Source organism: Terribacillus aidingensis (assembly GCF_040703035.1).
GTDB lineage: Bacteria > Bacillota > Bacilli > Bacillales > Amphibacillaceae > Terribacillus.
The window spans coordinates 2,248,898-2,263,334 of record NZ_CP159996.1; the positions used below are offsets into that span (position 1 = coordinate 2,248,898).

General features: G+C 42.6%; 13 protein-coding genes and 1 other annotated feature. Of the genes, 1 reads left to right on the forward strand and 12 read right to left on the reverse strand.

Annotated features, from left to right (window positions below):
* Positions 1–38 precede the first annotated feature (38 nt).
* The 11 genes from ABXS78_RS11905 to tyrS all read right to left on the reverse strand — a co-directional run bounded on the left by ABXS78_RS11905 (position 39) and on the right by tyrS (position 10,267).
* Positions 39–905: a DUF2382 domain-containing protein gene (locus ABXS78_RS11905; RefSeq protein ID WP_366247403.1), complete on the reverse strand. Its 867-nt coding sequence runs from the start codon at positions 903–905 to the stop codon at positions 39–41.
* Positions 906–1,044: 139 nt separating this feature from the next.
* Positions 1,045–2,088 (reverse strand): galactitol-1-phosphate 5-dehydrogenase, encoded by a 1,044-nt coding sequence (locus tag ABXS78_RS11910; protein ID WP_366247404.1) that lies wholly within the window; start codon positions 2,086–2,088, stop codon positions 1,045–1,047.
* Between the two features lie 15 nt (positions 2,089–2,103).
* Entirely contained in the window at positions 2,104–2,250 is a 147-nt protein-coding gene (locus ABXS78_RS11915) for a hypothetical protein (protein WP_176465832.1), read from the reverse strand.
* A gap of 15 nt (positions 2,251–2,265) precedes the next feature.
* Positions 2,266–2,937, reverse strand: coding sequence for a deoxyribose-phosphate aldolase (deoC, locus tag ABXS78_RS11920; protein WP_366249931.1), 672 nt, complete (start codon positions 2,935–2,937; stop codon positions 2,266–2,268).
* A gap of 6 nt (positions 2,938–2,943) precedes the next feature.
* On the reverse strand, positions 2,944–3,981 hold the full coding sequence (locus tag ABXS78_RS11925; RefSeq protein ID WP_366247405.1) for a zinc-binding dehydrogenase: 1,038 nt from the start codon (positions 3,979–3,981) through the stop codon (positions 2,944–2,946).
* 20 nt (positions 3,982–4,001) lie between these two features.
* Positions 4,002–5,261 carry a PTS galactitol transporter subunit IIC gene (locus ABXS78_RS11930; protein ID WP_366249932.1) on the reverse strand — a complete coding sequence of 420 codons (1,260 nt, stop codon included), beginning with the start codon at positions 5,259–5,261 and terminating at the stop codon, positions 4,002–4,004.
* A gap of 62 nt (positions 5,262–5,323) precedes the next feature.
* Positions 5,324–5,608: a PTS sugar transporter subunit IIB gene (locus tag ABXS78_RS11935; protein WP_038562271.1), complete on the reverse strand. Its 285-nt coding sequence runs from the start codon at positions 5,606–5,608 to the stop codon at positions 5,324–5,326.
* The gene (locus ABXS78_RS11940; protein WP_366247406.1) at positions 5,608–6,096 is read right to left on the reverse strand and encodes a PTS sugar transporter subunit IIA; all 489 of its coding nucleotides are present in this window, start codon (positions 6,094–6,096) and stop codon (positions 5,608–5,610) included. The genes ABXS78_RS11935 and ABXS78_RS11940 overlap by 1 nt, the downstream gene beginning before the upstream one ends.
* Positions 6,089–8,173, reverse strand: a complete 2,085-nt coding sequence (locus ABXS78_RS11945; protein WP_366247407.1) for a BglG family transcription antiterminator — start codon at positions 8,171–8,173, stop codon at positions 6,089–6,091. Before ABXS78_RS11945 ends, ABXS78_RS11940 begins: the two co-directional genes overlap by 8 nt.
* 179 nt (positions 8,174–8,352) lie before the next feature.
* Positions 8,353–8,865, reverse strand: a complete 513-nt coding sequence (locus ABXS78_RS11950) for a general stress protein (RefSeq protein ID WP_366247408.1) — start codon at positions 8,863–8,865, stop codon at positions 8,353–8,355.
* A 124-nt stretch (positions 8,866–8,989) separates the two neighbouring features.
* Positions 8,990–10,267 carry a tyrosine--tRNA ligase gene (gene tyrS, locus ABXS78_RS11955; RefSeq protein WP_366247409.1) on the reverse strand — a complete coding sequence of 426 codons (1,278 nt, stop codon included), beginning with the start codon at positions 10,265–10,267 and terminating at the stop codon, positions 8,990–8,992.
* Positions 10,268–10,319: 52 nt separating this feature from the next.
* Positions 10,320–10,525, reverse strand: a binding site (T-box leader).
* A 119-nt stretch (positions 10,526–10,644) separates the two neighbouring features.
* Here tyrS and ABXS78_RS11960 point away from each other — a divergent pair.
* A complete protein-coding gene (locus ABXS78_RS11960; protein ID WP_366247410.1) occupies positions 10,645–13,353 on the forward strand; it encodes a transglycosylase domain-containing protein in 2,709 nt (902 codons plus the stop codon).
* 35 nt (positions 13,354–13,388) lie between these two features.
* Here the strand turns inward: ABXS78_RS11960 and ccpA are convergent, their stop codons facing one another.
* Positions 13,389–14,384 (reverse strand): catabolite control protein A, encoded by a 996-nt coding sequence (gene ccpA, locus ABXS78_RS11965; protein WP_095224578.1) that lies wholly within the window; start codon positions 14,382–14,384, stop codon positions 13,389–13,391.
* Positions 14,385–14,437: the final 53 nt, after the last annotated feature.

Here is a 14,437-nt window from a genome sequence, read left to right on the forward strand (position 1 = left end):
CAAAAAAGCTCACCAGCATATACTGGTGAGCTTTTGGATTATTTTAGACCATTATTTTTATTTGTAGTATCTTTAATCTCTGCTTCTTCACGTCTTACGTTTTCACGTACATGGACATTTTCTTTGACGTCTTTCTTGTTGACGACAATCTCTTCTTTAATGACGTCTTTCTTATCCACATCTACTTTTTCTTCGAATACCGGCACATGAATTTCATCTTTTTCTGTGTAAGCTTCAGCTGTTTTACCTCGTTCACTTACTTTATTGACTGGGCGGCGTTCGATACTCACTTCCTGTTTTGTTACAGGAACCTCAAATTCTTCTTGATCCGTCACCGTACGTTTATCAATATTAACCTCACCGGATTTCACTGTATTCGTATCAACATCGACTACCTCTTCATGCAATTCCATTTGTTCTGTCTGGGATGCATTAGGTTGTCCTGTTTTACCGCTATTCAAATCCGCAAAAGCAGTATTGCCAGTTTGTGTTGTGTTATTTCCAGGTGTTGTATTTTTTTCTTGTGCTCTTAATGTGTCACTATTTGTTGCTGAGACATCTGCCTGCAATTTTTGCTGTGCTGAGGGATGAACAAACAACAGGATTTTTCCGCTCTTCAATTCATCTACATAACGGTCAGTTTCTTTTTGGTTCAAGTTAAGATCCTCTAATGCCTTCTCCTCTGGATCATCTCCGGAAAACAAAGCAGATACCTTATCGCCAAAGGAACCTTTAGCCTCCTTATAGTTCACGCTCAATCTGTCAGCCAGAATAGAAGACTCAGGTTTCTTGTCTGTAATGACTGTTACTTTGTTTTCTTGAATACCTTTGGATTTCAATTCGTTCACTCTTACAATCACATCATTTTCATTTTGGAAGGTTTCGATTTTATTTTGCGCTAACATGTTGTATGCCTCCTAAATAGTTTTGAAGTGTTTCATGTTTTTTGTATTCCCGGCATAGCATTTTATAAACATGCCCTCTAATTTTCAGACCTCATTGCACAAAAAAGAAGATGTATTCTCATACATCTTCTTAGTTATATTACGGATGAAATAGCACCTTCACGGCATCAATACTTCGATCGGTAAGCTGCTTAAAAATTGCAGGACCTTCACTTAAAGGTATGTGATGACTTATCATTTTCTCTCCATTTATTTGGCCAGTTTTCATGTAATGAATAGCATTTGTCCACTCTTGACCAGGAAATGGAGCAGATAAAGCATTCCAAGAGCCGTGAATTGTAAGCTCATTTCTGACGATTTTCTCAAAATAAAATCTCTCAATTCGTATATCAGCGTATGGGATACCCAAATAGACAATCTCTCCACCTTTTTTAGGAAGTGATAATACTTGTGCAGATGTCACTGGTGAACCGGCTGATTCGATTGCCAGGTCAACTCCAGTTCCATCTTTGTATGCCAGTATCGCTTCATGAGGTTCAGCTGCCGAACCATCAATCACATAATCGGCACCAATTTCTAAAGCAATATCCAATTTTCTTTTATCGATATCGATGGCAATGACTGTCTTCGCTCCAAAGATTCTAGCCCATTGTATCGCAAGCAGCCCGATACTTCCGGCTCCCATTACAGCAACAGTTGCTCCAGGTTTGATTTGTGTCCGATAGAAACCATGAGCTACAACAGCAGCAGGCTCAATAAGTGCTGCCGTCTCATCATTCACTTCAGGAGGAAGTGGTATAACATGATTTGCTGGCAGCTTTACATACTCTGCAAAAGCACCAGGTACCTTGGATCCGATGACCATTAAATCCTCACATCGCGAAGGCTGACCGCTCTTGCAATAGCAGCAGTTTCCACATGCATGTGTCGGACAGGCAGCCACTCTATCTCCTCTTTTTACATTAGTGACAGCCGCTCCCGTTTCCTCCACCACCCCTGAGAATTCATGACCGAATGTCATACCAGCTCTATAGGGACCAAGCTTTTTATAACGCGACAGATCGGAACCGCAAATACCTGCAGCAGTGATTTTTATGATTACATCGTTTTCCGCTTCAATCGTTGGGCGCGGAGATTGTTCAAACCTTATATCTTCAACTCCATACAGATTCAGCGTCTTCATTCATGTCCCATCCTTTTATGTCTGCTTCGTTCTCTTCTTCGTGAACAGTTTCAGGCATACGCCACCTATAATTAGGCCATTAAAAATCAATTGATGTGCAAAATAGAAGGCACTTACTTCCCTCAAGGATCCGAGCATAAAATCAAGCATCATATCTACCATCTTTACACCTCCAAATTAGTAGTCGGCTTTTGATTTTCTGTTCTGAATAATTGCTACAGCCCCGCTTGCACCGATTCGCGTTGCACCTGCCTCAATCATTTTGACTGTATCTTCATAGGTTCTAATGCCTCCCGCAGCCTTTACACCTATCTTACCTTGTGAAATGTTGGATAAAAGTTCAATATCCTCTACTGTCGCACCTCCACCGTTGAATCCGGTCGCTGTTTTAACAAAATCCGCTCCTGCTGCCATGACAATTTCCGTCACCTCTCGTTTCTCAGCTAGGTTTAACAAAGAGGTCTCGATGATGACCTTCGTTGTCAATCCTCCCGCAGCTCTTACCACAGCATCGATATCCTGATAAACAGCATTGAATTCTCTGGATTTCACCGCTCCCAGGTTCACAAGCATATCGATTTCCGAAGCTCCATCTTCAATCGCCGCTTTCGTTTCTTCTACTTTAACTCTTGTAGTGGCACCGCCTAGCGAAAAGCCAATAGGTGCTCCTACTTTAATGCCATGGGGTGACAGGATTGTATAAGCATAGGGGACATACCATGGATTTACGAAGACTGTCCGGAATCCATGAGTTATCGCTTCTAGACAAAATGTTTTTATAATCTCTTTACTGGCAACTGGAGACAGCAGTGTGTAATCGATCAACTCAATCAGCTTTTCTTTTTCCATCATTTTTCACCTTTCTTTCGTTGGTGTCAGAAGGACTTTAATTGCTTCTCCCGATTTGATTAATTGATAAGCCTTCTCCCATTCTGTTATATCGAAAATGTGGGTGACAAGCGCAGCTGCATCCACGGCACCGCTCTCCATCAGATGCAGCGAAGGTTCCCAGTCAGCGGGCTTCTGGCTCCTGCTGCCAATGATCTTCAATTCCTTTTGAATAACCTGCTCCATATCAAACGGAATGGCTGCCTCGGCAAACAAACCTACTTGAGCGTACTGTCCCTTTTTTCGAAGAAGTGACAACCCCTGACGCGCAGCTGGAATCGCACCTGAACATTCAAAAACGACATCCGCTCCATATCCATCTGTCAGTCCTGAAATAATCTCTTCCAGCGATTCTTCCTGTACGTTGATCACATAGTCAATTCCAAGCTCCTTTGCTTTTTCCAACCGAACTGTATCAGATGACAAGCCGGTGATAAGTACCGTAGCCCCTTTGCTTTTAGCAACTTGCGCGGTCAAAAGACCAATAGGCCCTGGTCCTATAACGACTACAATGTCATTTGGTCTAATCGTTGTTTTAGCTACTGCATGATGTGTGCAAGCTAGCGCTTCTGTCATTGCTGCTGACTGATCATCAACATTATCCGGAATATGGTGAATGCTTTCAGCCCTTGCAATCACATAAGTTGCAAAGCCGCCATCCTGCTGTGTTCCAAGTCCTTTTCGATACTTGCATAAGTTATAATCCTTCTGCTGACAATAGCTGCATTGCCCGCATATATAGAAAGTCGTCTCGGAAGTAACCCGATCTCCTGGCTTCAGATGGCTTACATTACTCCCTACATCGACTACGACGCCAGCAAATTCATGTCCTAATGTGACAGGAGCAGCTACTCGGTAGCTTCCTTCATACGTGTGGATATCAGATCCGCATATGCCAGCATAAGTAACTTTTATTTTTACTTGATCATCTTCTGGGTAAGGCTCCGGTTTATTTTCAATGATAAGGTTGCCAAAGCCTAACTCCTTTTTCACTAAAGCATGCATGTAGAGCTCCTCCTAATTCATTAATTGAATATTGCGAAAACCTTCCATATAATCCAGTTGACTAAGTTGCCTCCCTGATCAATGCTAGATACCATCGCCGAGCCTTCTGGCATTTCAATATTGGCAGCAGTTGTCATGTCTGTGAAAATAGGAGCTATATCTGTGGCCATATACAGAGATAAGGCAATCATGATTGTACCAGTTATTACAGAATGGATAATGTTTCCTTTGGCTGCTCCAACGATGAAAGCAACGATAAATGGTATAGTGGCCAAATCCGCAAAAGGCAAAACGGCATTTCCAGGCAGGATAACTGCCAGCAGAACGGTAATTGGCGTTAAGATCAGAGCGGTCGAGATGACTGCTGGATGCCCCAATAATACTGCTGCATCCAACCCGATATTAATTTCACTGTTACCGAATCGCTTACTTAGCCAGTTCCTGGCAGACTCTGATACTGGCATCAGCCCTTCCATAAGAATTTTCACCATTCGAGGCATCAAAACCATGACAGCAGCCATTGCCATTCCGATTTCAATAATATCTCCAATTCCATAACCGGCTAATGCACCTATAGCAGCGCCTAGTAATAATCCAATTACCATCGAGTCCCCGAAAATACCGAATCTCTTTTGAATCGTTTCAGGATCGGCATGTATCTTATTCAGGCCTGGTATCTTCTCAATCAGCTTAACAATGAGTATCCCCGGAGCATAAGAAATTGTACTGCCTGTCGCAACAGTCACGCCTGGCATCTCATAGAACTCCTCTACCATTGGCTGCGTCCAATCCGCCACTTTCAAACAGACAATCTGAAAAATGACAGCTGCGATAAGCCCTTGTACTACACTTCCAGAAACGGTATATACAACTGCAGCCATAAATGTATAGTGCCAATAATTCCAAATATCCACGTTCATAGTTTTTGTCGTCTTCGTTACGAGCATGATGACATTGACAACAAGACCAAGCGGTATAATAAATGCAGCCACGACAGATGCCCAGGCTATAGAAGAAGTGGCTGGCCATCCAACATCGATTACATTAAGATCTACTCCCAAACGATCAACCATCTGCTGTGCAGCAGGTCCTAGGTTCAGCGTCAGCAAGTCGACGACGAGGAATATACCGACAAAAGCGACTCCGATTGTAAGCCCAGAACGGAATGCCTTCCCTGGCTTCTGACCGAATAAAAGTCCCAGAAGAAAGATTGCTACCGGCAGTATAACGGTAGCACCCAAATCAAGAAATCCTTGTAAAAAATTCACAAATGTATCCATCATTCAGCCCCACTTCTTGAAATGAGGTCGATCCCAGTTAGATTGGAACCGACTCCCACTTTTCATTTTTTCAGTTCTTTTAAGATCTCTTCCTTCGTTTCTTCCAAACCGATTCCTGTCAAGAATGAGCGTGCATTGATCACTGGGAATGGATAAGCTGTTTTTACCATGGCAGTGGTTACTAGTAAATCTGCCGTATCCACATAAGTATTCACTTCGGCAATTTTAATTTGGATCAGGTTAACATCAATCTTATTCTCTTTCGCCATCTCTTCAATCGCACTATTCACGACAGTTGAAGTGGCAATACCAGCACCACAGGCAACCAATACTTGTTTTTTGGCCATTATCTGTCACCTCCTTTAGTGGCAGACAAGCTAAGCTTCCTATCTATCAGCTTGACTACATCTTCTTTTGATTTGGAATCAAACAATGCTTGCAACGTCGTTTCATTTTGGAGAAAGTCCATCAAATCTCTTAATAATGTCAGCTGTGCATGCGACTGCTTCATCGCCAGCATGAAAATGATGCTCACAGGTGTATCCATGGAAGCTTCCCCCATCACTCGGAAGGCAACAGGTTCCTTCAATAGGGCGATGCTAATTGCATCCTTTTTTACATGCTCAATGTCCGTATGCGGAATAGCGACTGATAGAGAGGATGAAGTCGGCAGCCCTGTTGGATATTCCTTCTCCCTCTCAATAACTCCAGTCACAAAGCTAGTTTTGACGAGTTCCTCTTTAACAAGGTTTTCTGCCATTTCTCGTAATATCTCTTCTCGCGTACCTTTTGCTTGCAGGAATACTAGATTCTCATCCAGATAAAAATCAGCCATAATGGAACTCCTTCTCCTTTACTATGTCATCGGAATATTGTTGAATGATCCGCTTCATCTCCGGTATGGTGGTACCATTTATCAAAGCTTTCATATCAGCTTCGGACTTTGATAGCTTCATCAACTGCATTAGTGCATGGATATGCTCCTTCTTATCCTTTGCCGCGATGACTACGATAATATGGATACGATGATTCAAATACTGTACGCCATTTTTGATCTTCAACAGGCTCATTCCAGTACGGACGACACCATCTTCTGGTGAAGCATGCGGGATAGCTATGCCAGGTCCGATCACGATATACGGATCTTCTTCACAGCCCTTAATCATGGCATCAATATATCTTTCTTCGATAATTCCTTTATCAAGCAAGATATTGGCACAAGATCGAACAGCATCTTCCCATGATCCTAATTGATATGTCATTTTCAAATGCCTATCTGTAAGAAAGTCACTTAGCTGCAGAGGCTGCGTTTCTTCGGGTGTTGTTGGAACCACATGCTGATCCACTTGGCAGAGATATGCGTGAAGTTCCTCTTCCAATGCTTGCTCGTTTTTCACTATTGAATGATTTTTAATGATTTGCATAATGTCACTTGATCTCACTTCTTTAGAAATAAATCCGTGTATATAAGAAAGAACCTGTTTCCGGAGAAGTCTTTTCTCATGAACATCCAGCATAGTTTTCGTAATGAACAGCTTTCGTGAAGTTTCCAGTAATACCGGAGAAAAAACAAGATCATATTCGAGATTGTATGTGGTGAATTCGCGAACAGACATGCTATCCAAGAATATGAATTCTGGGAATAAGCCACTCAATTCATGGAACATCAGCTTGGATACAGAAACACCATGCGGACACACGACTATTGCTTTCACCTTTTCACCGATACTTTCTCCCTGCTGCCTAATCCATCCCCCGATAAGTAATGTAATATATAATTGCTCATTCTCTGGTATCTCACTATGGATAAAGAGCTCCAATGGTTCAAGAGATCGTTTAACCAGTTGATGCAAAGCTCGAAACTCTCCACTCAATACACCTGGAACAGGCGTAGTGTCTGTAAGATGATATTTGATTCGGTAATAGGCCGGCTTTATATGCTGCATCAATTTATGAAGCAACTGTTTCCTTTCCTGAACACGGATACAAGCTACTTTCTCAAAAAGACTGAGCATACTATCCACAGCTGGATATAGGTCTGGAAATGTATCCGCCGCTTCCATATGAGTTGTTATCACATTGGCAGACAACAGATGGAGTGTGATAAAAAGTCTCTCTGCTTCTGGCAACCCTTCTTGATCAAATAATAATTCCTCCGCAGCTTGATATTCTTTCGTACCTGCCAATTCCTTATTACTAATAGGAGAATCAGTTAAGCACTTACCTTTTCGAATCCGCTCTAGAATCAAGAACAATGTAATTGGCATCGTCTTCATTTTCTCATCTGTGTATTTAATAGATAGTTTTTGCTCTACCTGTTCAATTCTACTGCGGAAGTCATACAAGCAATTTTCTTCCAATTCTAAAACATCCATCAAAATGGAATGTCCACCGTCCGTCCCGATCAGTTCCATCAGAGTGGACATTAAAGCATTCCGAATCTGCATTTCATTGCCCTCTATATGGTAGCCTTGCTTTCGTGAATATCGAATTTGTAATTGGAAGGGTTCAAGCTGCTTCTGCAGGCTTTTTAAATCTCGAAGAATTGTATTTCTGCTGATATCCAACGAAATAGAAAAATAATCCAGTGAAAGGTCGTCCTTACTTACCAGCATACAAAGAAGCAGATGCATACGTTGACGGACAGACAATATAGAAGAATGACTTTGCTCAACAGACTCCTTCACATGGTTTAGCGTTGTAAATACTTTTTCGTCGATAAGGAAATAGCCTTGTGAAGTTCGCTCGATCAATGGCAAGCCCATTTGATTGAGCCAGCTGTTGACCTTATTAATGGTGTAGCCTAACTGTCTTTTTGAAAGGTCGAATCTTTTTTCGATTAAGTTACTCGATACACTTGGATTACTGAGTAAAGCATCCAGGATAGCTGCGTTACGTTCATTAAGATTCATCAAATCCTCCTTTCTATAAATAGCTTAGCATGCGTTCCACATATTTGTGTATGCGCTTTCATTATCATCAATGGGAGAATGAATGTACAGCATGAGACGGAACCCCATCTTTATTTGATTTGATTGCACATAAAAAGGCTTCATCAGCACCTAGGCACTGATGAAGCCTTTAAATAATACTATCTTCTCGTTCTATTCAGTTCATTTGCGTTCTGATCGTTTGTATTTGGTTCTGCATGCAAACCGTCATTTGGTTTATCGGTTGCATATAGACCATCTGCCGTCAAGCCTTTTTCTCCTTCTGTTGCATGGTCACTTCGATCCTTTGGAGTTGCTGTGCTGGCAGCAGCAGTAGTAGGGTTTACAGGTTTATTTTCTGCATACAGCAATACTTTCCCTGCTTTTAGTTCATCAGCATAACGGTCTTTCTCCGTTTCTGAAAGACTCAGGTTCTTCAGGACTTTCTCTTCTGGATCTTCACTGGAAAAGAAGGACGCGAATTTTGTGCCAAAGGAACCATTTGCTTCCTTATAATGAACATCTCTCTTATTTCCTAGAATACTATTATCAGGTTTCTTATCTACAATGACCGTGATATCCTCCTCCGGTACGCCAGCAGAGATCAATTCATTTACTCGTACAATTGCATCGCTCTCATTGATGAATGTTTCGATTGTATTTGTATTAACCATTATTGTTGCCTCCTATTTAATTTACGTTCTGGTAAATGCGAAAGCACTAGATGGTTATTACATTCCCGCTCCTCTTCTAATGAAACATAAAAAGCACTGTCCGGCTGGGACAGTGCTTTTCATATTAAGCAAATTTCAATAATGTATACTTTTTCTTTCCGCGGCGGATGATGATGAATCGTTCGTCGATTCGATCCGCTTTTGTGAGAACACGGGATACGTCTTCTTCTTTTTCACCGTTGATTCGGATTGCACCATTAGAGATGTCTTCTCTTGCCTGGCGTTTTGAAGAAGAGATTCCTGCTTCCACTAACATATCAACAAGCGGTTTGTCTTCGTCGGCTGCCGTATGAGACGGGACATCCTTGAATCCTTGTTCGATTTCAGCACCATTCAGGGAAGCAATATCTCCGCTGAATAGAGCCTGTGAAATCTTGATTGCCTGCTCCAATGCTTCTTTACCATGTACAAGCGTTGTCATCTCTTCCGCCAGCTTCGTTTGAGCAAGACGTTTTTCCGGCTCATTTTCCACGCTTTGTTCATACGCTGCTATTTCCTCAAGAGACATGAAAGTGAAATATTTCATGAACTTGATTACATCGCGATCATCTGTGTTGAACCAGAATTGGTAGAATTCATAAGGAGTTGTACGTTCTGGGCTTAGCCACACAGCTCCCCCAGCTGTTTTACCGAATTTTGTCCCGTCAGCTTTCGTAATAAGCGGAACAGTTAGGGCAAATGCCTTATCCTGCTCTTCTTCATTATTGCCAGCGTGAGTCCGGCGGATCAATTCCATTCCAGCTGTAATATTCCCCCATTGATCACTTCCGCCAATTTGCAGCGTCACATTTTCTTTTTCGTACAAGCGCAGGTAATCCAAGGATTGTAAGATCATGTACGTGAATTCGGTAAAGGAAATACCATTTGCCAATCTGGACTCGACTGAATCTTTCGCCAGCATATAATTGACTCCAAAATGTTTCCCGATATCGCGAAGGAAATCAATGATGCTCATAGCCCCGAGCCAGTCTGCGTTATTCACTGCTTTGGCAGCATTTTCACCTTCATCAAAGTTCAAAATGCTGGCAAGCTGTTTCTGGATACCTTGGCTGAAGCTTTCTACTGTTGCGACATCATTTAAGTTGCGTTCATCAGAACGTCCGCTTGGATCCCCGATCATTCCTGTGCCTCCGCCGATAAGCGCTATCGGACGGTGACCTGCTTGCTGGAATCGTTTCAGCATAAGCATAGGAACAAGATGTCCGATATGCAAGCTGTCGGCTGTTGGGTCAAACCCACAGTACAAACTTACCTGCTGGCTGGATAGATGCTTCTCCAATCCTGCATCATCACTCGTCTGCTGAACCAGACCTCTGTCTTTCAAATCCTGTAAAATAGACATATTGACCACTCCTCACTCACATTTGAGAATAAAAAAAACCCCATCCCTAAAAAAAAGGGACGAGGAATAACTCGCGGTACCACCCTTGTTGCAGTGTAAACTGCCACTCGGTTTGCTAACGGATATACATCCGTCCCCTGCTTGAACAGGAGAAGCTCCAGCTTGTAATTGGCAAAACAACTGTATACTGACTCGCACCGGCCGTCAGCTCTCTGCAACAGGGAATCGTTCCGCTACTATAACCTTCAACGCAATATTTTATAATGACTGTTCCTACATTATTACCATATGCTTGATTAAAATGCAACACGGATTTTGGACTCACTACGGAAATTGACTATTATGGTATAATAGACAAACCAATTCGGGGGTGAAATATGCAAATCAAAGTAATATGGACGAGAATTAGCAAAAGAATTGCGGAAGCTTGGAAAGCAGGCCGAATTCAGCGGAATTCTCGTATCACATATGACGTCATCTGGAACTTATTCCTCTTTTTCCTGCTTATAGCTGGCGTCGGAATTTTCTTTGCTGCTGGGGCCGGTGCAGGTTATTTTGCATCACTTGTGAAAAATGAGCCTGTTCGTTCCTATGACTCTATGAAAGAAGATATCTACAATTACGAGGAGACCTCTTCCATCTTCTTTGCTGATAATGTTTTCCTCGGCGATATCAAAACTGACCTTTATCGTGAAGATGTGAAGCTGGATGACATTTCTCCATATGTCATCCATGGAATAATCGCAACGGAGGATGATAATTTCGAAACGCATGATGGTGTTGTGCCGAAATCTATTCTCCGTGCACTGATGCAGGAAGCGACGAATTCAGAAACAAAAACCGGTGGCAGTACGCTGACACAGCAGCTTGTCAAAAATCAGATACTGACCAACGAAGTATCCTTTGAACGGAAAGCGAAGGAAATCATTCTGGCGATGCGCTTGGAAAAAGTGATGAATAAGGATGAGATTCTGGAAGCTTACATGAATATCGTTCCGTTCGGGAGAAATCTTTCCGGGCATAATATTGCCGGCGTACAGACAGCCGCTCAAGGTATCTTCGGTGTGGATGCAAAAGATCTCTCCCTGCCTCAAGCTGCTTTCTTAGCAGGATTGCCACAAAGTCCGACGGCTTATTCACCGTTTACGAATAGCGGAGAGATAAAGGAAGAAACTGCCCTTCAGCCGGGTTTGAACAGGATGAAGCAAGTGCTTAACCGGATGCTGGATGAAGGCTATATCAACCAGAACGAATATGACGAAGCAATTGGTTATGATATAACTAAAGATTTTGCAGAAGCGAAACCTGCATCCGATGACGACTATGGCTATTTGACTACCGAGGTCGAGCAGCGTGCCGCAGATATTATTGCGATTCAGCTCGCTGAACAGGATGGTCATTCCGAGAAAGACTTGAACAAAGATAATGACCTGAAAAACGAATATCTTGAAAAAGCAGAACGAGATATTCGCCAAAAAGGTTACCAAATCCATACGACAATTAATAAAGATATGTATGTGGCGCAGCAGAAAATAGCGAAAGACTATGCGTATTATCAGCCTGATCACTGGGTGGAACGGACGAATAGTGACGGGAAAACAGAAACTGTTTCAGAGCCTATTGAAGCTGGATCCATCATGATTGAAAATAAGACTGGTAAAATACTAAGTTTTGTCGGCGGACGTGATTATGAGAAAAACCAAGTCAATCATGCAACTGATACGAAGCGCTCAAACGGCAGTACGATGAAACCGCTGCTTGTATATGCTCCAGCAATGGAAGAAGGTACTTTGCAGCCGGGGAGTGTAATGGGTGACTTAAGTAAGAAATTCACTGTACCAGGCCAGACAAAAACATGGAACCCTGGAAACTACGGTGGTGTATATCATGGACTTGTGACTGCACGAAAAGCTTTGGAGGAATCTTATAATGTACCTGCAGCTAAAGCCTATAAGTCGATAGTCAACCTAGATCCTGCTAGCAAGTACTTAGAGAAAATGGGGATCACAACTTTGACCGAAGGAGATCACTCACAACTTGCTGCTTCCTTAGGCGGCTTGGACTATGGTACAACAGTAGAGGAAAACGTAAACGCCTATGCAACATTTGGTAACAACGGAGAATTCACAGATGCTTATATGATTGAATCTATCACGACAAAGGACGGCAAGGAAGTATACAAGCATGAGTCCAAGTCGAATAAAGTATTCAGCCCGCAGACAAATTATTTAATGCTAGATATGATGCGCGGCGTTCTTGATAACGGAACAGCAACCTATGCTAAATCACAGCTCTCCAATAAGAATGTCGATTGGGCAGGTAAAACTGGTACATCCCAGGATTATCATGATTCCTGGTTCGTTGCTACCAATCCGAATGTTACTGTCGGTGTATGGATGGGTTATGATAAACAAGATTCCATTCAAACATCAGGAATGGGATATAGCCAGCGAAATCAGCTGCTTTGGACACAGTTAGTAAACAGTGCAACCAAAATCGATTCCGAACTAATGGCTCCAAGCCAATCATTCAAGCAGCCAGATGGATTGACGAAGGCGTCTTATTGCGCAATTGGCGGCGGGAAACCAACTGATCTTTGTAAGCAAGCCGGAATGGTTAAAACCGATCTGTTCGATAAAGATCATGTACCAGCCAAAGCAGATGACAGCTTGATTAAACAAAACGGTAAAATCGTTCTCAACCCTGATTTTGTAAAAGAGAACGAATTACAGGGAGTAAGCATCGAACAGCTCTTCCCTAACAATGAGAAAGTTCAAAAACTCATTGGAACTGCTGCAAGCGGCAGCACTGCAAAAAAATCGGATGATACAAATGACACTGTGAAGACCAGTTCCGGTGCACCGCTTCCGCCAACAAATGTCTCAAAAGCGGAGAACAAGCTGACGTGGACGCAGTCAAAGACTGATGACGTGAAAGGATATCGCATTCTGCAAAAGCAGGGAAATGATTTCAAGCAGATCGGATTCAGCGATCAATCCTCGTTTAATCTTCCTGACACTGATTCCACTTATCAAATCAAAGCTGTTGGCAAGGACGACAAAGAATCCGAAACAATTACCCTATAAAAAAAACTAGCGTATCCGATTGGATACGCTAGTTTTTATTTTGTGGAATTTCGTTCGATGATGCGATGAGGAAGGATAACGTTCTTTTCTGATACTTCCTCTTTATTCATAAGCTTCGTCAATAGACGCATTGCTACCGCGCCTATATCGTAAGTAGGCTGTACAACGGTGGAAAGTGTCGGACGGACCATCGTTGCAAGTCTTGTATTGTCATACCCTACCACTTCAATATCCTCTGGTACACGCAAGCCATTATCCTGGAAGCCATGGATGACACCAAGCGCCATTTCATCAGAAGATACGAATACAGCAGAAGGACGATCTGCCAAGTCTGCCAGCTGTTTCGCAGCTTCAAGACCGGAATTGTACGTATTGTTAGCTTTTACGATGTATTCCTGTTTCACTTCGCCATTATTTTCCGTTACAGCGCGAAGATAACCTTTGTATTTTTGGTTATTCGTTTCAGCTTCTGCCGTTCCTGCAACGAATGCCGGATGCTTATGATTGTGATCGACAAGCAATTTAGTTGCTTCATAAGCTGCTTGTTCATAGTCGATAGCGACAGTTGGTATCTCGCCTGTACCTTGCCCAGTTGCTGCAATGACGATTGGTACAGGGGATTTATCGAACTGCTGCAGCAGCTCATCGCTGATCTTACCGCCCATAAAGACGATACCGTCCACTTGTTTCTCCAGCATGCTGTTGAAGAGTGTCAATTCTTTGTCCGGGTTTTGATCGGAATTGCTCAGGATCATATTGTATTTATACATGGTTGCAATATCTTCGATCCCGCGCGCAAGCTCGGAGAAGAAAATACTGGAGATATCCGGTATGATTGCTCCGACTGTTGTAGTTCGTTTGCTTGCAAGCCCCCTAGCTACTGCATTCGGACGATAACCTAGCTGTTCAATTGTGCTAAGTACCTTTTTCCGAGTTGCAGGTTTTACGTTCGGGTTGCCGTTTACCACACGGGAGACAGTTGCCATCGATACGTTCGCTTCGCGGGCAACGTCGTATATGGTTACATTCATTGTGTCATTTCCTCCTATATACCTTACACGATTCCAATCACCTAAAGATGATA